Source organism: Dialister sp., from assembly GCF_047832375.1.
GTDB lineage: Bacteria > Bacillota > Negativicutes > Veillonellales > Dialisteraceae > Dialister.
On the sequence record NZ_CP181256.1, the window covers coordinates 1,242,380 to 1,261,389 of the forward strand.

17 protein-coding genes are annotated in these 19,010 nt (G+C 54.7%); 15 read left to right on the forward strand and 2 right to left on the reverse strand.

What is annotated here, in order from left to right; genetic code table 11:
• The first annotated feature begins 97 nt into the window (after window positions 1-97).
• The 15 genes from ACFWUL_RS04995 to ACFWUL_RS05065 all read left to right on the forward strand — a co-directional run bounded on the left by ACFWUL_RS04995 (window position 98) and on the right by ACFWUL_RS05065 (window position 15,540).
• On the forward strand, window positions 98-718 hold the full coding sequence (locus tag ACFWUL_RS04995; RefSeq protein ID WP_297019288.1) for a lactate utilization protein: 621 nt from the start codon (window positions 98-100) through the stop codon (window positions 716-718).
• A gap of 214 nt (window positions 719-932) precedes the next feature.
• On the forward strand, window positions 933-2,369 hold the full coding sequence (locus tag ACFWUL_RS05000; protein WP_416176801.1) for an IS5 family transposase: 1,437 nt from the start codon (window positions 933-935) through the stop codon (window positions 2,367-2,369).
• A gap of 489 nt (window positions 2,370-2,858) precedes the next feature.
• Window positions 2,859-3,143, forward strand: coding sequence for an Asp-tRNA(Asn)/Glu-tRNA(Gln) amidotransferase subunit GatC (gene gatC / locus ACFWUL_RS05005; RefSeq protein WP_296096970.1), 285 nt, complete (start codon window positions 2,859-2,861; stop codon window positions 3,141-3,143).
• A 12-nt stretch (window positions 3,144-3,155) separates the two neighbouring features.
• The gene (gatA, locus tag ACFWUL_RS05010; RefSeq protein WP_416177982.1) at window positions 3,156-4,616 is read left to right on the forward strand and encodes an Asp-tRNA(Asn)/Glu-tRNA(Gln) amidotransferase subunit GatA; all 1,461 of its coding nucleotides are present in this window, start codon (window positions 3,156-3,158) and stop codon (window positions 4,614-4,616) included.
• On the forward strand, window positions 4,613-6,058 hold the full coding sequence (gene gatB / locus ACFWUL_RS05015) for an Asp-tRNA(Asn)/Glu-tRNA(Gln) amidotransferase subunit GatB (RefSeq protein WP_297019284.1): 1,446 nt from the start codon (window positions 4,613-4,615) through the stop codon (window positions 6,056-6,058). Before gatA ends, gatB begins: the two co-directional genes overlap by 4 nt.
• 8 nt (window positions 6,059-6,066) lie before the next feature.
• Window positions 6,067-6,399 (forward strand): hypothetical protein, encoded by a 333-nt coding sequence (locus tag ACFWUL_RS05020; protein ID WP_297041568.1) that lies wholly within the window; start codon window positions 6,067-6,069, stop codon window positions 6,397-6,399.
• 1,068 nt (window positions 6,400-7,467) lie between these two features.
• Complete coding sequence (gene cobU / locus ACFWUL_RS05025; RefSeq protein ID WP_297021980.1) at window positions 7,468-8,058, forward strand: bifunctional adenosylcobinamide kinase/adenosylcobinamide-phosphate guanylyltransferase; 591 nt, start codon at window positions 7,468-7,470, stop codon at window positions 8,056-8,058.
• A gap of 8 nt (window positions 8,059-8,066) precedes the next feature.
• Window positions 8,067-9,590, forward strand: a complete 1,524-nt coding sequence (locus ACFWUL_RS05030; protein WP_416178116.1) for a cobyric acid synthase — start codon at window positions 8,067-8,069, stop codon at window positions 9,588-9,590.
• Window positions 9,591-10,568, forward strand: a complete 978-nt coding sequence (gene cbiB / locus ACFWUL_RS05035; RefSeq protein ID WP_297021983.1) for an adenosylcobinamide-phosphate synthase CbiB — start codon at window positions 9,591-9,593, stop codon at window positions 10,566-10,568.
• Window positions 10,569-10,877: 309 nt separating this feature from the next.
• Window positions 10,878-11,630 (forward strand): adenosylcobinamide-GDP ribazoletransferase, encoded by a 753-nt coding sequence (locus ACFWUL_RS05040; RefSeq protein WP_416177983.1) that lies wholly within the window; start codon window positions 10,878-10,880, stop codon window positions 11,628-11,630.
• The gene (locus ACFWUL_RS05045) at window positions 11,615-12,502 is read left to right on the forward strand and encodes a GHMP kinase (protein WP_297021988.1); all 888 of its coding nucleotides are present in this window, start codon (window positions 11,615-11,617) and stop codon (window positions 12,500-12,502) included. The genes ACFWUL_RS05040 and ACFWUL_RS05045 overlap by 16 nt, the downstream gene beginning before the upstream one ends.
• On the forward strand, window positions 12,483-13,562 hold the full coding sequence (cobD, locus tag ACFWUL_RS05050) for a threonine-phosphate decarboxylase CobD (RefSeq protein WP_416177984.1): 1,080 nt from the start codon (window positions 12,483-12,485) through the stop codon (window positions 13,560-13,562). The genes ACFWUL_RS05045 and cobD overlap by 20 nt, the downstream gene beginning before the upstream one ends.
• Window positions 13,559-14,185: an alpha-ribazole phosphatase gene (cobC, locus tag ACFWUL_RS05055; RefSeq protein WP_297041571.1), complete on the forward strand. Its 627-nt coding sequence runs from the start codon at window positions 13,559-13,561 to the stop codon at window positions 14,183-14,185. The genes cobD and cobC overlap by 4 nt, the downstream gene beginning before the upstream one ends.
• 359 nt (window positions 14,186-14,544) lie before the next feature.
• Window positions 14,545-14,721, forward strand: coding sequence for a hypothetical protein (locus tag ACFWUL_RS05060; protein ID WP_297021995.1), 177 nt, complete (start codon window positions 14,545-14,547; stop codon window positions 14,719-14,721).
• A gap of 213 nt (window positions 14,722-14,934) precedes the next feature.
• Complete coding sequence (locus ACFWUL_RS05065) at window positions 14,935-15,540, forward strand: hypothetical protein (protein WP_416177985.1); 606 nt, start codon at window positions 14,935-14,937, stop codon at window positions 15,538-15,540.
• Window positions 15,541-15,941: 401 nt separating this feature from the next.
• On the opposite strand, the gene ACFWUL_RS05070 is transcribed toward ACFWUL_RS05065, so the two are convergent.
• Together ACFWUL_RS05070 and ACFWUL_RS05075 are read right to left on the reverse strand one after the other, a co-directional pair.
• Window positions 15,942-16,583, reverse strand: coding sequence for a DNA-3-methyladenine glycosylase family protein (locus tag ACFWUL_RS05070; RefSeq protein ID WP_297022000.1), 642 nt, complete (start codon window positions 16,581-16,583; stop codon window positions 15,942-15,944).
• 490 nt (window positions 16,584-17,073) lie between these two features.
• On the reverse strand, window positions 17,074-18,270 hold the full coding sequence (locus ACFWUL_RS05075) for an MFS transporter (RefSeq protein ID WP_416177986.1): 1,197 nt from the start codon (window positions 18,268-18,270) through the stop codon (window positions 17,074-17,076).
• Window positions 18,271-19,010: the final 740 nt, after the last annotated feature.

Here is a 19,010-nt window from a genome sequence, read left to right on the forward strand (position 1 = left end):
GAATTGTGTGCCGCCACATCCACTCCTCATTCCTGACTCCTCACTGATTTTCATCCTTTTTGTGCCAAACACTTATTTATGCATAAGGAGTTAAACTATGGATCTTGAACAAGTTCGCCGTGCATTTATGAGAAACCGTTTTGACTGCTCCCTTTTTGAAACGAAGGAGGAAGCGGCGGAGTACCTGGACCGGGAGATTGACGGAGTGTCTGTGGGATTCGGGGATTCAGAGACCCTGGTTTCCATGGGGATTTCGGACAGGCTTTCGAAGCATAATGTGGTGTACGATGTGCAGAAGTCGGACAACTTCAGGAAAGGAGAGAATTCCTTCCTTTCCCTGGCCCGGAAGGCGCTGACGGCGGATGTGTTCCTCACTTCTGTGAACGGGGCTTCGGAGACCGGGGTGCTGGTGAACCTGGACGGCACGGGAAACCGGGTGTCCGGGTCCATTTTCGGACATAAAAAGGTGTACTTCGTCTTCGGCGTCAATAAGCTGGCACCTACGCTGGAGGATGCCATCTATCGGGCAAGGAATGTGGCGGCGCCGAAGAATGTGGAGCGCCACCATTTTCTCTGCGGCTGCACGGCCCACGGTTTCGACCACTGTTACAACTGCGGGGCACCGGATCGGATCTGTAATGTGCTCGCCATTTATTATAAGAAAATGCGGTTCATGGATATGGAAGTGGTTATTATTAATGAGTATTTGGGGCTGTGAAGGATGGAGGTCCAGGTGGTTAGGCCCTGCGGGCGGATTCGCCTGCGGGCGGATTCGCCTGCGGCGAATCAGTGGCTAGTAGCTAGTGGGTGTTAAAAAACTAAAATAGCCTATTTCCTACAATGAATGCTGATTATTATACATGATAATGTTATAATAAGTGCATAGGTATTTGACACACTAGGCAATTATCTTTGCATTTGGGAGCACAATTATGTATAAAATAACACCTGCAATTCGTGAAACTTCCCTTTTCGGATTCTATCAGGCCTCCGGCATTCAGCTTGATCCTGAAAACCAGTGGGTCAAACTGGCGGATAGCCTGGATTGGAAACGGTATGAAAAACTGTATGCCGCTTTATTTCCATCCCACACAGGCCGCCCAGGCATTCCATTTCGCATTGCATTTGGCGCCTACATCATCCAGAAGTACACGGGAGCATCGGATCGCAAGGTCTGCCAGCTGATTACTGAAAACCCATATTATCAGTACTTTCTGGGACTTGAGGAGTTTCAGCATAAGTGTCCCTTCAGTTTCCCGGCTCTGGTCTCTTTCCGCAAGCGCTTCACTGCAGAATTTATCATGAAGATCAACGAGATGTTTCTGGAAAGCGCAGCTCCCACCGCTCAACACAAGAATGACCAGACTGTACCGGGCCCCAATGCAGATGCTTCCATTAACTTCGGGACATTGATTGCTGATGCGACCTGTTCCCCCTCAAACATACGGTATCCACAGGATTTTTCACTCCTGAACGAAGCGAGGGAAAAACTTGAAGAGATGATTGACTATTTCCATGAGACCTATCATCCTTGGCAGAAGCCCAGAACATACCGTAGAATAGCTCGTAAAGACTATCTCCGGATAGCCAAGGCGAAGAGGCGTCCAGCTAAAGCAATGCGAATGCAAATACGGCGCGAGCTGGGAAACATTGAACGGGATCTTCGATACATTCAGGCTTATCTCGACGCTGGCTTTGAAATGCCAGAGAAGTACCTGACCATGTACGAGACCATCAAAGAGCTTTATGAACAGCAGAAGTACATGTATGACAACAAGGTGCACCGCGTCGATCATCGTATTGTGAGTCTGAGTCAGCCTTATCTCCGTCCCATTGTGCGTGGTAAAACAAAGGCTCCTGTTGAATTTGGGGCCAAATATGACATCAGCATCGATGAGAAAGGCCATGCCCGCATGGAAAAGATATCCTTTGATCCGTATAACGAAGGCGGGTTCCTTATTGATGCTATCGAGCGGTACAAGGCTCGCACAGGCAGGTATCCTGAGAGGGTGCTTGCTGACCAGATTTACCGAACCAGATCCAACAGGAAGTACTGCGAAGAACACGGAATACGTCTGTCAGGCCCAAAGCTTGGCAGACCGCCAAAAAACAAGCCTAAAACAACCAAGGCCGAATACAAAGATAATGTCGATAGGATCGAAGTTGAGCGGGTGTTTAGCCTTGACAAGCACTGCTATGGAGCCGGGCTCATCATGACTAAGCTCTCGGAGACGACGCTGTCTTCCATTAGCATGTCTGTTTTCGTTGGGAACCTGTTCAGTGTCCCAGTTGGGTCGTTTTTTTTACTCTATTTCGCAGATTGCGGTCCGGAAGCTGGCTCCCAACACTACATGGAGCTTATTGACTAGGCTGCGAAGGGGCTAAACTGGCAAGGTGACCGGATTTTTGCTCCGGTGGTGGTGCAAATGCTATTTTGAAAAAAGTAGGTTAATAAACAGCCACTAGCTAGATCTAGTAGCCAGGCGACCAGGCCCTTCGGGCCGGAAATCCACCACCATCTCTCAGCCGTTGGCAGCTCTCTTCTGGGAGGAGAGCCTTGTGCAGAGGCAATTGTGCGGTTTGGGGGCAGAGTCTTCAGGAACCCTACGGCGGCGTAGCCGCTGTAGTCCTGGCTACTAGCCACTATCCACCAGTTGCTTTTCTGCGGCTTCGCCGCTGGACCTCAACTCTCAACTCTTTCTTTTCGCCGCAGGCCGTTGCCCTCGCTCTCGGTCTCGGTCTCGGTCTCGGTCTCGGTCTCCACTTTGTGCCCTCCTTTGCCGCTACTTCCCTATCTATGCTATAATTGATAAAGATTTTCTATTTTAAAGAAAATAATGGAATAAGGAAGTGTGTCTATGAAGATTACCACGGAAGAAGCCAAGAAGATCGCCCTCCTTTCCCGGCTGGAGTTTTCTCCGGAGGACCTGGAAAAGATGCGGGACTCCATGAACAGCATTCTGACCTACATGGAAGAACTGAACCAGTATGACACCACCGATGTGCCGCCTACGGTGCATGCAGTGGAACAGTACAATGTAATGCGGGAAGATGAACCCCATACATCCTTTACAAACGAAGAAGCACTGATGAACGCGCCGGACAGCGAGGACGGCTATTTCAAGGTGCCGAAAATTATTTAAGGAGGAAGAGCAGTGAAGTATACCATTCATGATCTCCATGAACAGCTGGTGAAGAAAGAAATCTCCGCTGTGGAACTGACGAAGAAAATCATTGCTCACCGTGACGCTGTGGAAGGTGACATCCATGCCTATCTGTCCACCAGCGATGAAAGTGCGCTGAAGACGGCGGCCCTGGTGGATGAAAAGATCGGCAGGGGAGAGGAAATCTCCGATCTCGCCGGCATCCCGGGAGCCATTAAGGACAATATGTGCATCAAAGGAGAGACCTGCACCGCCGCATCGAAGATGCTGGAGCACTGGGTTTCCCCCTATGACGCCACGGTCATTGAAATGCTGAAAAAGGAAGACTATATTTCCCTGGGCAAGACGAACATGGATGAATTCGCCATGGGTTCTTCCACGGAACGGTCTGCTTTCGGACCTTCCAAAAACCCCTGGAATACGGACTACGTGCCCGGCGGTTCTTCCGGCGGTTCCGCAGCTGCCGTAGCAGCGACGGAAGCCATCTGGGCCCTGGGCTCCGATACCGGCGGATCCATTCGCCAGCCTGCTTCCTTTAACGGCATTGTGGGCCTGAAGCCGACCTACGGCCTCGTTTCCCGTTACGGCCTCCTGGCTTTCGCCTCCTCCCTGGACCAGATCGGACCCCTCACGAAGGACGTCACCGATGCGGCCATCGTGCTGAATGCCATCGCCGGCCATGACGAAAGAGACTCCACCTCCATTCCCCAGGAGAAGAAGGACTACAGAAAGGCCCTTGTCCGGGATGTGAAGGGCATGAAGATCGGCGTTCCGAAGGAATTCTTCGGAAAGGGCATCAAGGAAGAAACGAAGAATGCCATCCACGACGCTCTCGCTTTCTATGAAAAGGAAGGCGCGGAAATCGTGGACGTTTCCATTCCCCATATCAACAGCGGCGTGTCTGTGTACTACATCATCGCCCCGGCGGAAGCCAGCTCCAACCTGGCCCGGTACGACGGTGTTTCCTATGGTTTCCGTGCCGAAGGGGGCAAGGATATCATCGATATGTACATCAAGACCAGAAGCCAGGGATTCGGCGAAGAAGTGAAGCGCCGCATCATGCTGGGGAACTACGTGCTCTCCGCAGGCTACTACGACGCTTACTACCTGAAGGCATTGAAGGTAAGGACCCTCTTGAAACAGGAATTTGACGAAGCCTTCAAGAAATGCGATGTCATCGCTGCGCCTTCCGCTTCCGGCACCTCCTTCAAGTTCGGTGCTTTCTCGGATCCCCTGTCCCTGTACATGGAAGATATCTGCACGGTACCGGTAAACCTCATCGGTGCACCGTCCATCAGCATCCCCGTGGGATTCAAGGACGGCATGCCCCTGGGTATGCAGCTCATCGGCAAGACCCTGGGAGAAGAAACCATTCTCCGCACCGCCTATACCTTTGAACAGGCCCATCCGGAATTCACAAAGACCGCGCCGAAAGGAGAGATTAAGGAATGAAATACGAAGCAGTCATCGGCCTGGAAGTCCATACGGAACTCCAGACAAAAACAAAAATTTTCTGCAGCTGTAAGACATCCTTCGGCGCAGACCCCAATACCAATGTGTGCCCCGTATGCCTGGGCCTCCCGGGCGTACTGCCGGTACTGAATAAAAAGGTGCTGGAATACGCAGTCCGGGCAGGGCTGGCACTGAACTGTGAAATTTCCCGGTTCAGCAAATTCGACCGGAAGAACTACTACTACCCGGACCTGCCGAAGAATTTCCAAACCTCCCAGTTTGACCTGCCTATCTGCGAACATGGCTACCTGGACGTGGAAGTGGAAGGGGAAAAGCGGAGAATCCGCATCACCCGTGCCCACATGGAAGAAGATGCGGGCAAGCTCGTACATCACGGCACCTCCATCACCGACTCCGATTACTCCCTGGTCGACTATAACCGCACCGGCACGCCGCTCCTGGAAATCGTTTCTGAACCGGACATGCGGTCCGCAAAAGAAGCGGTGGCTTACATGGAAAAGATGAGAGCCATCCTCCAGTACGTAGGCATTTCCGACTGCCGCATGGAAGAGGGGAGCCTGCGCTGCGATGCCAACGTTTCCGTCCGCCCTGTGGGCCAGAAGGAACTGGGCACGAAGACAGAAATCAAGAATATCAACTCCTTCAAAGGCGTAGAACGGGCCATTGAATACGAAGCCATGCGTCAGGCAGAACTGCTGGAAGACGGTGGCAAGGTGGTCCAGGAAACCCGGACCTGGGATGAAAAAGAAGGGGTCACCAAGTCCATGCGGACCAAGGAAGAAGCCAACGATTACCGCTACTTCCCGGAACCGGACCTGGTACCTTTCACTGTAAGCGATGAATACATCGAAAACATCCGGAAATCCCTGCCGGAACTGCCGGATGCCCGGAAAGAACGGTACATGAAGGAATTCGGCCTCTCCTCGGAAGACGCGGTCTTCATGACCAACGACAAGGCTACGGCAGACTACTTCGAAGCCTGCGTAGCTGCCGGCGCCGATCCGAAGGCCGCTGTGAACTGGCTCATGGGCGAATTTGCCAGCCAGCTCTCCAATGACAATATCGAAATCGCGAAGGCTCCGGTGTCTGCCGAGAACCTGGCGGGCCTCCTGAAGCTCATTTCCAAAGGCACCATTTCCGGAAAGATCGCGAAGAAAGTATTTGCCACCATGTGGAAAGAAGGAGGCAAGGCGGAAGACATCGTCAAAGCCCAGGGCCTCGTCCAGATTTCCGACACCGGTGCCCTCCAGGCCCTGGTAGATAAGGTGGTCAGCGAAAACCCGAAGGCCGTAGAAGACTTCAAGGCGGGCAAGAAGAAAGCCGTAGGCGCCCTGGTGGGCCAGATCATGAAGGCCACCAAAGGCAAAGCCAACCCGAGAGTCATCAACGAACTCCTGAATAAGAAACTTGCATCTTTATGAATGAAACTATGAAAAACGATGACCACACCGAGGTCCACGAAGAACCGAGGACCATGTCGGACGATGAGGTCCATGACTACAACGGACTCACCCTGAACGAACAGGGAGAAGAGGAAAAGAAGGAGGAACCGGAGGACGATGGATTCACCATCCACATCCACTCCTTCAGCCTCCACGATATTCCCTGGTGGAAAAAAGCCCTCTTCGTCCTGGGTGCCGCCGTCTGCTTCGGCATCTTCATCCTCCTCGCCATTGCGGCGGCCTGGATCTTCCTCGTAGGAGGAGCTATCGTCCTCGGGGCGGCGCTCATCCTGTACTTGGTCAGAAAATACATCCTGTAACAGGAAATCTCTCTCGCTTCCGGCGGGAGAGATTTTTGCGTAACTGGGCGAATCAGTGGCTAGTGGCTAGTAGCTGGTGGCCAGGCGACCAGGCCCTGCGGGCCGGTCTGTATGTGGCTGAGGGGCGTGCGAACGGATGGGGGCTTTTAGCTTCTAGCTGCTAGCAGTTAGGAAAGATGGTCCGCCTGCGGCGCTTGTGTGGGTAAGCGGCATGCGAAAGGATGGGGCCTTGAGCCTTCAGCCTTGAGCCTTGAGCTGGACAGGCCCTTTGGGCCGGGGGATGGGTGGCTGAGTGAGCGTATGAACGTGTGGGGGCTTTTAGCTTCTAGCTTCTAGCTGCTAGGAAAGATTGGTCAGCGGCTGCGCCGCAAATGCACCCCCTCAGTCGCCTGCGGCGACAGCTCACCCTACGGGAAAGCGACTCACGATGATTTGAGCGTCGCTTCGCTCCTCCGCTACGGCTGTCACCGACTCACGACAATTTGTGCGTCGCTGCGCTCCTTCAAATTGTGTTCGCTGGTGCAACTCATGTTCGCTGCCACCCCGGAGGGGGAGCCAAGAAAAAACTCGCTTCCCCCTCCGGGGTGGCAAGCGAACTGATTTCGTAGGGAGCCATCAGGCGACTGAGAAATCAGTGAGACGCTTCCCTGTGTGGGAAGTCCCGCGAAGCGGGGATAGGGGTGCATTTGCGGCGCTAGCTGCTGTCAGGTAGTCCCCCTTTCCCAAAGGGGGATGTCTGCGCAGCAGACAGAGGGATTCTAATGGGTTTTGTTGCATAACAGTTAAATACTTTTGTGCGAAGCCCCCATCACCATCTCTCAGCCCGGTGGGCAGCTCTCTTCAGGGAAGAGAGCCTGCTGCAGAGGCAATCGCATGTTTTGGGGACAGAGTCATCAGGATTCCAACTGCGGCAAAAGCCGCGGATGGGAACTGATGGAAGCGCCGCAGGCGGGACCTCAACTCTATGCCGCCACCGGCGGCGGTTCCTATGGCACTCACCCCTTTATTATGTTATTATTTAAGGGTAGTATTGCCATTAATCTATAGAAATGAAGGTGATGAAAGGGCATGAAAAATAAGATATTTCTTGTTCTTGGCGGAGCCAGAAGTGGCAAGAGCGAATTCGCAGAGAAGCTGATGTATCATTCCACAGGGAAAAGGAAGGGATACATCGCTACGTCCCAGATCCTGGACGACGAGATGCGGTACCGGGTCATTCTTCACCGGCAGCGCAGGCCGGCGGACTGGAAGACCTTCGAGGTCATGCATGGGGCAGGGGAAGCCATGGAGGGAGTGCTCTCCGAGGCGGACGCCATCCTTTTTGACTGCATTACCATGTATGTGAATAACATCCTCATGGACCACATGAAGGGAATCACTGTGGAAACCCTGGGGGTGTCGGATCTCACCACCCTTCAGACCAGTCTGGAGAGGGACCTGGACCTCATGTTTGACAAAATTTCCAGGGCCAGCGGCAAGGAAATCATATTTGTTTCCGATGAACTGGGCATGGGCATTGTCCCGGCCAACGCCATGAGCCGTGTATACAGGGATCTTGTGGGCCTGGCAAACCAGTATGTGGCGAAGCGGGCTGACAAGGTCTATCTTTCCATTGCAGGGATTACCATGGAGCTCAAAGAAAGAGGAGTGGAGCTATAATGACAAAGATTGCTAAACGCGTAATGTTTCAGGGAATCAGTTCCCATGTGGGGAAGAGTATCCTCACCACCGCATTCTGCCGGATCCTGTCCCAGGATGGCTACAAAACGGCCCCCTTCAAGGCCCAGAATATGGCGCTGAATTCCTATGTCACCCTGTCGGGCGGTGAAATCGGCCGTTCCACGGTGGCCCAGGCGGAAGCGGCAGGAACCCTGCCTATTGTGCAGATGAACCCGGTGCTCCTGAAGCCTACGGGAAATTCCTGCTCCCAGGTCATCCTTCTCGGCCAGTCCGTAGGCAATTACAGTGCTTCCGAATACCAGAACAGTTACAGCCAACGGGCCTGGGATACGGTGAAGCAGAGCCTGGATTACATGGAAACCCATTTCGATGCCCTGGTCATTGAAGGGGCCGGCAGCCCGGCGGAAGTGAACCTGAAGAAGAACGATATCGTCAATATGCGGATTGCCAAAGAATGCCATTCTCCCGTATTCCTCATCGCCGATATCGACCGGGGCGGCGCCCTGGCTTCCATCGTGGGCACTTTGGAACTTCTGGAACCGGAGGAACGGGCTCTCGTGAAGGGACTTGTAATCAACAAGTTCCGGGGCGATATTTCCCTCCTGGAACCGGCACTGACCTTCCTGAAGGAAAAGACAGGCATCCCGGTGCTCGGCGTCATTCCGTACCTGGACAAGCTGGGCATTGACGACGAAGACTCCGTTTCCCTCCAGGACCTGCCCAGTGACCATGTGATGCGGGATATCCACATCGCCGTCATGCAGACCCCGAAGATTTCCAATTTCACAGACTTCGATGCCTTGAACCATGAACCCGACGTGAATGTGCGGTTCGTGCAGCAGGGGGATATGATCGGGGATCCGGACCTCATCCTCCTCCCGGGCAGCAAGAATACCACGGAAGACCTGCTGTACCTGAAGCGGCAGGGATACGCCAAGGAAATCCAGGAAATGGCGGCCAAAGGGGTGCCGGTCATCGGCATCTGCGGCGGTTTCCAGATGCTCGGTGAAAAGGTGTGTGACCCGCTCCACGTGGAAAGCACGAACGATGAAGTGGATGGCCTTGGTCTCCTGCCTTACACCACTTCCATGCACGGCAAGAAGAATACATACCAGGTCACCTTCGACTGCGACGACCTGCCCTTCCTGGGCATGAAATTCTCCGGCAGGGGACTTCGGGGTTATGAAATCCATATGGGAGAAACCACCCTTACGAAACCGGCACAGTCCCTGTTCCACATTGTACAGAGAAGCGAAGATCAAGTGGACCTCCGGGATGGCTATATCAATAAAAAACGGAACGTCTTCGGTACCTACTGCCATGGACTTTTCGATAACGACGACCTCCGCCGGGCGGTAATCAACGCCCTCCGCCGCCGGAAGGGACTCAAAGACCTGCCGGTACAGTTCAAGTACCGGGAATATAAGGAGTCGGAATTCGACCGGCTCGCCAAGACGGTCAGAAGCCATTTCGATATGGATGCATTCTATAAGATTCTGGAGAATGAATAATTGGACGGTCTGATTTATTCTTCCTTTTATGCCCTGATCCCCATTGCGGCCCTGGTGATTGATACCATCTATGGGGATCCCCGGAGCGACTGGCATCCGGTGGTGCTCATCGGGAAGCTCATTTCCTTCTATGAAGATAAGCTCTATCCGGAGCCGAAGACTTCCAATGGAAATATGTTTATCCGGGGCATGGTGACGGTGCTGCTGGTGCTCCTGACGGTGGGACTCATTACGGGGCTCCTCGTATGGCTTTCCGTCAAAGGGGGCATCCTCTTCTACGCCGCCATGGGGGCAGTGATCCTGTACTTCACAATCACCCCCAGGGCCCTTTGCCGGGACGGCATGGAAATCTACCACCTCCTGAAGGCGGGGGATATCGTGGCTGCCCGGAAACGGCTGAGCTGGATCGTGGGCCGGGATACGGAAAACCTGGATGAGAGCGACATCGCCCGGGGCACGGTGGAGACCATTGCCGAAAATACGACGGACGGTATCATTTCACCGCTCTTCTGGTTTCTCCTCTTCGGGCCCGTGGGGGCCATGGTGTACCGTGCAGGGAATACCATGGATTCCATGCTGGGATACAAGAACGACCGGTACCTGTACTTCGGCCGCTTTGCTGCCCGGCTGGATGATGTGCTGAACTACATCCCCGCCCGGATAACGTTCCTCCTCTTCGTGGCGTCTGCGGCTATCCTGAAGCTGGACTGGAAAAATGCAAAGAAAATCGGCCTCCGGGATGCGCCGAAACACCCGTCCCCTAACGGGGGCTACGCCGAAGCCACCGTGGCCGGCGCCATGCACGTACGCCTGGGAGGCTACAACTACTACGAAGGAAAACCGGAATTCCGGGAATACATGGGGGACCCTGACACCCCCCTTAAGGCGGACCATATCAAACAGGCTATCTGTATGATGTACGCCGCCACCATCCTTTTTGTAGTCCTCGAATCGGTGCTGATCTTCTTCCTGTGGTAAAAAGATAGAAATTGAGATTTGAGAATTGAGAATTGAGGTCCAGCGGCTTCGCTGCAGACGGATCTCTTTGCTCCCCCTCCGGGGGAGCTGCCGAAGGCTGAAGGGGTGCATTTGCGGCAAAGCCGCTGCCCAGCTTTCCTGGCAGCTAACAGCTAGAAGCTAGCAGCCCTCGCATGTTCACGCGCCAGCAACCCACATAGCGCCGCAGGCTGGCCAACTAGACCTAGACCTAGACCTAGACCTAGACCTCACACTCTATTGTTTTCCTTTTTTATTTACATAGTATGTACGACTAACAACGGTGATGGCATGAACTCTTTTCTTGTGGGCCTCCAGTTTATGACGAGGATCCATATTTCCAACAATACCATATGGAAGGACGAGGAATTCGGGAAAAGCGTGGTCTGGTTTCCGGTGTACGGCTGGATTCTGGGGGCCTTCATGTGCCTCATTTACTACCTCCTGAAGCCATTGGACGTGCCGTACCTCACCGCATTTCTCATCGTCATCGGGGAGCTTTTCCTTTCCGGAGGCACCCTGGCGGACGGTCTCATGGATTCTTCGGACGGCCTCTTTTCCGGCCGGTCCCGGGAACGGTCCCTGGAAATCATGAAGGACAGCCTCATCGGCTCCTTTGGCATGCTTTCCATCATCATTTTCATCAATCTCTATACCCTGTCCCTGGGAAGCACGGACGCCCTTCTTTACCCGGTGCTCATTGCAGCGCCTACCCTGGGGCGGCTGAACCTGGTCATCAGCATCTGTGAATATCCCTATGCCCGTCCCTACGGCATGGGAAAGGCCTTTGCCACGTACCGGGGAGAACACGCGGTGGCGGGGGCGGTGGTGCTGGCCCTGCTGCCGGCATTATACTTCGGCTTCACTTACCTTGTCCTGGCAGGGGCCGCGGTCCTTCTGGGGCTGTACCTGAACCGGTGGATTGTCCGTAAAATCGGGGGCACCACCGGCGATACCTATGGATTTGTGAACCAGATTACCGAAATGGTGCTGGCTCTTCTGTTTTTACTGATTACCAGGGGGAATCTATGGCATATGTTGTAAGCTCGCCGGGATCCTGCGGTGAATTCATCCAGGGCTATTCCGAAGGTTCTTCCTTTATGGTGACCTGTCCCATCGACCGGTTTTCCTATGCCCTTTCCGGCTTTGACGTGAAGGGGGATGTGCTCCCGTCCAAGGCGGAAATGGCCATGAAGGGCACCCTCCGGTATCTGGGGGAAGAGAGGACATCCCTGCCCCTTCGGCTGAAGTCCTATATAAAAAAAGGAAAGGGCATGGCCTCCAGCACCGCCGATATCAGCGCCGTATCCCAGGCAGTGGCCCTGTCCCTGGGGCGGAAGCTGTCGGAGCGGGAAATCGCCGATATTGCGCTGTCCATAGAGCCCAGCGATGCCACATTCTTCAAGGGCATCGTGCAGTTTGATTACCGGGAAGGCCGGCTTATCCGGGAAATGGGCATCTGCCCGGCCATGCAGATCCTGATTTACGACTGTGGCGGCGAGGTGGATACCATGCAGTTCAACAGCCGGAAGGACCTGGTGGACCTGCAGAAGAGCAATGGAAAAGAAGTTTCCCGGGCCCTTACCCTGTTCCGGGAGGGCATTCGCACCCAGTCCACCGCCCTCATCGGGAAGGCGGCATCTATCAGCGCCTTTGCGAACCAGAAGATTCTCTTCAAAAAGCCACTGGACGATTTCTACCGCCTCGGATTGAAAGAAGGGGGAGAAGGGGTGATCTGTGCCCACAGCGGCACGGTGCTGGGCCTCATCCTTCCGCCGGATCGACCGGCAGGGGAAGTACGCCGCCACATCGATGATGCCATGAAGGGACGGATGACCTTCCTGGACCTGGTACACATTACGAACCGGGGCATGGAATACAGAAAGTGTGATATGAATGACTTTGAAAAGCTCTAGACACGGGGGAGATGTATTCGGATTTTCCCCGGAAGAACGAAATAAAATCCTGGATTTCAGTATCAATATCAATCCCCTTGGCCTTTCTCCCTCCGGAAGAAAGGCTCTTACACGTTATTGGGAAGTGGAGACCCTCCGGTACCCGGACGTGGAAGAAAGGGACGTGAAAGGGGCCCTGTCAAAGGCTTACGGCATGGATAAGGATACCATTTCCCTGGGAAATGGGGCGACGGAGCTCATGTATACCCTCCTTCGCATCACGAAGCCTGCCCGGGTGCTGGTGCCGGCGCCGGCATTCAGCGAATACCGGCTCTCCGCGGAAGCGGCGGGGGCGGAAGTGGTGAGCTTCCGCCTTCCCGTGGAAGACCATTTCAACCTGCCCCTTGATGAAATCAGTGAAAAAATGGGGCCCCATTCCCTCATTTACCTTGGAAATCCGAATAACCCCGATGGCCGTCTCCTTACCCGGGAAGAATTCCATTGTATCATGGACCGGGCCAGGGAAACGGAAAGCCTCGTGGTGATCGATGAGTCCTTCATCGACTTTGCAGGCGATCCCTGCTCTTACCGCCAGGAGTGCAGGAGTTATCCACAGCTGGTGGTCATCATGTCCCTGACGAAGTTCTATGCGGTGCCGGGACTCCGTATCGGCTGCTCCTTTGCGGACCCGCAGCTGGCAGGACGGCTGAATGATGCCCTGATTCCCTGGAATGTAAACGGTCCGGCCCAGCTCTACATGACAGAGGCCGCGGGGGACCGGGACTACATCGAAGGGACCCGGCGCTTCGTGAAAGAGGAACGGGAATGGCTGGCAGGAGAACTGAAAAAGCTGCCGGGCCTTACGGTTTATCCCGGTACCATCAATTTCCTCCTGCTCCGTCTTACGGGAGAAATAAAGGACGCCGCGGACCTGCAGAAGAGGCTCCTGCCGGAGGACATCTTCATCCGGCAGTGCGGAAACTACGAGGGTCTGGACAACAGTTTCTTCCGGCTGGCAGTGCGGACCCATGAAGAAAATGAACGGCTCCTTGCTTCATTACGAAAGGTATGGAAAGAATGATTACACTCTATCTTGTGCGCCACGGCCAGACCGTGTGGAACAGCAGCGGCCGGTACCAGGGGCGGACCGATGTGCCCCTGTCGGATCTGGGGTTGGACCAGGCCAGACAGACGGCCCTGTGGTTTAAGGACGTCCCCCTGGACGGCGTCATCACGAGCCCCCTCATCCGGGCTTCCAAAACGGCGGAGGGCATTGCGGAAATCAAGGGCCTTCCCCTGGAAAAGGAGGATCGGCTGAAGGAGCTTTCCTTCGGTGACTGGGAAGGAAAGACGTACCAGGAAATCGAAGCCATCTGGCCCGGCATGATCGAAGCCATGTATCACGACGCCGGGGACCTGCAGCTGCCCCATGGGGAATCCTTCGAAGACTGCCGGAAACGGTGCATGGAAGCGGTGAAGGACATCATTGCAAGGGGAGATAACAAGACCTGGGCCATCGTGTGCCACGGGGCGGCGCTCCGCACCATTATCTGCTCCATGATCCACATCCCCCTTGCCCGGTGCTGGAACCTGGCCCTGTCCAACGCCTGCATCTCTGCCATCCAGGTATACCCGGGGGATATGAATGTGCTCTACATGCTGAACTCCACGGACCACCTGAAAGGCATGAAATCGGGGAGCTGAGGGGATTCGCCGCCGGCGAATCAGCAGCTGGTGGCCAGGGAAGCTGGTTAGTCAGGCCCTGCGGGCCAGGTTTCGTGTGGCCATGTGAGGTGTGAACGGGCGTGGGCTTCTAGCTGCTGGCTGTTAGCATCCAGGAAAGCTGATTCGCCTGCGGCGCTTTTCGGTCTTTGTTTTCGTAAGTCTCATCATGCCGTAGGCTGTAGTGTTTTACTAGCTGCTAACAGCTAATAGCTAGAAGCCCCCCGCACGGTTACATAACTCTCTGCCACAAACGCCCCCTTAACAAAGGAATTGGAAAAGATTATAATATAGATAGAAGGTGAAAGCCTTCCGCAGTCTTTGAAAAGGAGGTCTTTATCATGGAGAAAAAATTCGATAAAGAAGGAGCAGTCATTGACGAAGAAATCAAAGAGGGTGTGAAAGAACTGAAAAAAGACAGCCCCGCAGCTGCCTATAAAGCGGAAAAGATCCTGGAAACGGAAGACGAGGTTTTCAAAAATAAACCGTCCGATGTGCCCAGTGATTCCGACAGGTAAGTATAAATAAAGATTTGAGAATTGAGTATTGAGAATTGAGGTTCAGGCGCGAGCGCCGGCGCCTCAATTCTTTTTTTATGGGGAAAATTTATAGGGAAGAGAGAAGAGTGAAGAGGAAGAGGAAAGAAAATTTCATAGGAATATCTGTTTGATAGAACGTATGGACTATGGTATAATCCATACAGAACTTACGTTTTCTATTTGGAGGAGGCCATGGACATGGAGAAGGAATGGAAGGGCATGTTTTTCTGGTATACCGACTGGAATCGGGTGCTGAAGCGGCAGCGGACGAGACAGGAGCTGGTATCTCTCCTGGGGACCCTGCAGGACCGGTACAGAGATCGGCAGTTTTTCATGCCCCTGAAGGTGCTGTATCCCACCAGTGCCCGGCGGTATATTGACAGTTGCATTCAAATGGTGGTAGGAAGCGGGACAGAGCTTACGGCAGGGCTCCTGGAGACCCTGAAGTACATGAAAAGAAAGGGGCTCCCTGTATATTACTACGATGAAGAGACCAGGGACATGGCGCCCTGGGAGTCGGTGATGGTGCACCCTTTTCCCAAAAAGGGAGAGGTCTACGTGGATGATCGGGGAAGCGTCATTAAAATCGACCAGTGCCCCGTCCCCTGTCCCGGTGCCCACCAGGCCTATGTGAGCTATGTCAATATCGGTGGCATGGTAATCGATGGTCTCATGCCGATTCGGGGATTCATGGACAAAGTGGCGGAAGGAAAACTGGTGCGCCGGGGAAGAGGACCAAAGCCGCCTGTAAACGGGTGGCCGGCTCCTGTGGAAACGGGTGAAGGCTTCGGTGGATAGACGTCAGATGATCAGACTTCAGAGGTCAGACAGTATCAACCGCTTCGCGGCGGGAATTCATCGTAATCATAGGCAGCACGGTAGAAAATATAACGGAAGTATGAAGCCCCTTAGAGAAGGGGCGCGGCAAAGCCGCAGGATGGATTGATGGGCCTGCGGCGAAGCCGGGGATGGGCAGCCTCCTTCCCTGGAAGGCGAGGGAGGTTATCTGATGGAGGCGCCGCAGGCTAAAGCCTCGGCTCCCCCTCCGGGGTGGCAGCGAACATGAGTTGCACCAGCGAACACAATTTGAAGGAGCGCAGCGACGCTCAAATCATCGTGAGTCGCTTTCCCGTAGGGTGAGCTGTCTGCGAAGCAGACTGAAGAGGTGCATTTACGGCGCAGCCGCTGGACCGGGGCTCTCAACTTTTTCTTTTCGGTGCCGGATCCGTGAGGCCCGGGATAGCGCCGCCGGCTATGGACCAGAGGTAGAGGCTCGCTACGGAACCGTAGGGGGAGTACCGTTTCCTGTAGCGCCTGAATTTCAGGACGTCTATTTTCCGGTGCCTGTAGAGCATGCGCATGCCCCGGTGTATGGCGAGATCTCCATAGCTCACGATATCCGGGCGCTGCATGGAAAAGGTCATGATCATTTCGGCGGTCCATTGGCCGATACCTTTCAGGGAGGAGAGCTGCTTTATGACTTCTTCATCGCTCATGGAATCCAGGGCATCTATAGCAAAGGCGCCGGTTTTTACTTTTTCCGCAAAGTCCTTCATGTAGTCCACCTTTTTGAAGGTGGTACCGATGGACTGCAGTTCTTCCCGGCTCATGGAGAGGAGGGTGTCCGCATCGACGGTGCCCACTTTGTCCGTGAGCCGTTTCCATATGGTTTCCTGGGCGGCGGTGGAAATCTGCTGCCCGATGATGTGGTGGATGACGGAGGAGAACAGGTCCGGATCCACCTTCCGGTAGATGTGGCCGATGCGGTCTATGGCTTCTCCCAGCCTTTTATCCCTGGACTTGAGGTGGTCCGTTTCTTTTCGTCCGTATTCGAAGTACATGGCATATGCCTCCTTGCATAGAGTGGTAACGAATGGGTAAGTGAGCGGATTCGCCTGCGGCGAATCAGTAGCTAGTGGCTAGATCTAGTGGCTAGGTGAATAGGCCCTGCGGGCCGGTCCCATCATTTCCCATCAGCTAACCCCAGCCCGGTGGGCAGCTCCGGTCCGAGGAAGGGGCCTGCTGTAGAGGCAATTACACGTTTTTGGGGGAGAGTCTTTAGGGTCCCAACTGCGGCTTTGACGCTGATCCACCTTATGCCCCCGGTGCGTCAGCACCCACAACCTGGTTGGCGAGCGGCAGCGATGCCAACCCACCACCCTTATGAACCATCCGGTCCTTTGGGGCCACTGGCCATTCAGACGCTGATTGCCTCGATCTCGCCAGTGCCGCCACCTTCTCCTCAGTCACCTGAGTCACTTCAGCCACCTTAGCCACCTCTTGCCGCAGGCTGGAACCTCAACTCTCAAATCTCAACTCTCAACTCTATTCCTATTTTACTCCATTTCTATCCATCTTTTTCGATGGAAGGAGGAATGTGGCTCCGGCACAGATGGCGGAGAGGAGTACCAGGAGGGCCATGACGGCGGTTATGCCGTAGATATCGGCGAAGCGGCCCAGCATGGGAGCGGTGATGCCGCCGACGCTCATGGAGATACCCAGGGTGACACCGGAGGCGAAGCCCACGTTTCTGGCCAGGTATTCCTGTCCCAGCACCACGAAGGACGAATAGGGAGCCAGCATGGCGATGGAAAGGGGAATAAGCATGGCGTAGACGGCGTAAATGCTGCCGGAGAAAGCCACCACCGCAAGGAAGGGAACAAGGAGAACATGGCAGATGCGGAGGGTTTTCCGATAGCCATGGTGGTCTGCAAACCAGCCGCCCACGAGGGTAGCCGCCACGCCGGCGATGCTGACGATGGAGAGGGCGAGGGAGCCTGTGGCTTCACTTGTGCCCAGGGCGCGGATGCAGAAGAGGGGAAGGAAACTGGAAAATCCGGTATATACGGCGGCCCGGAAAAGGATGACCACGAAGAGCCGGCCAAAGGCGGACCAGTCGTTTTGTTCGAGTCCCGTATTCCTGATGCCTTTCCCATCGGCGGCAGCCAGCTTTTCCGCTCTCCGGCTGCTTTCTTCGATGGCCCGGCGCAGGTGGGGCGATGCCAGGAGGAAGAGGAAACTCATGCAGATGGCGCTGATACCGTAGAAGGCAAGGCCATGCATGCCAAAGGTGGTGACAAGGAACACCGCCAGCAGGGGACCGAAGCCGAAGCCCCCATTCCCGCCGACACTGAAGATGCTCATCTCTTCGCCTCGGTTACCCTGGGATACCCCATTCACGCAGCGGGCGGCTTCCGGGTGAAATATGGCGGATGCCACGCCCATAATAGTGATGGCGGCGAATATGAGCCAGTAGTTTGACACGAATCCGGTCAATGCCAGGGAAGTGCCGGCAAAGAAAATACCCAGGGCCATGAACCACTGCCGTGGGCCCCTGTCTGCCAGCCAGCCGAAGAGGGGCTGGATGATGGAACTCAGGAAGGAGGAGGCAAACATGAGTCCTGCGGCGGCGGTGTAGTCCATGCCGTAAAGATTCACAAAGAATGGCAGCAGCGCCGGCAGGGAACCGGCGTTGATATCGTTGGATAAATGGCCTGCTGCCAGTAAATAGAGGTATTTCCTGTTCATTATTTTTTGGGGTGTTCCTTTCTTGTATGAATGGTTGGTGTGGAAGTGAGCGTACGAAGGGATGGGGCCTTGAGCCTTCAGCCTTGAGCATTGAGCTGGTTGGGCCCTGCGGGCCGGGTGGTGGATGGCTGGGCGGCGTGCGAACGGGTGGGGCTTCTAGCTGCTGGCAGTTAGCTTCCAGGAAAGCTGGTTCGCCTGCGGCAAATCAGTAGCTGGAGGCTAGATCTAGTGGCCAGGCGATCAGGCCCTGCGGGCCGGTTCGATCATTTCACATCAGCTAACCCCAGCCCGGTGGGCAGCCCCTTCCCAGGAAAGGGGCCTCGTGCTGAGGCATTTTCACGTTATTTGTGCAGAGTTATTAGGAACCCATCTGCGGCTTCGCCGCGGCCCGATAGCCTCCTTCCTAGGGTAGGAGGTGGCTGCGAAGCAGACGGAGGTTAGCTGATGGAGCGCCGCAGGCTGATTTTTGTGGTGCCAGCCGCTACTGGGTAGTCCCCCTTTTCCAAAGGGGGATGTCTGCGCAGCAGACAGAGGGATTCCTGATGGGTCTGCGGCACCAGCCGCGTAACATCAGCTCTCAAATCTCAAATCCGCCTTTTCCCGTCATAGTCATTCACCAGAAAGATTTCTCGACTCCTCGAAGCTGTAGCGATTTTTGACATCACTGTCACTACTCCGCTTACCACCGCTCGAAATGACGTTAGAGGGGTAGTGTCAGATAGTGCGGTGAAACTGCTGAT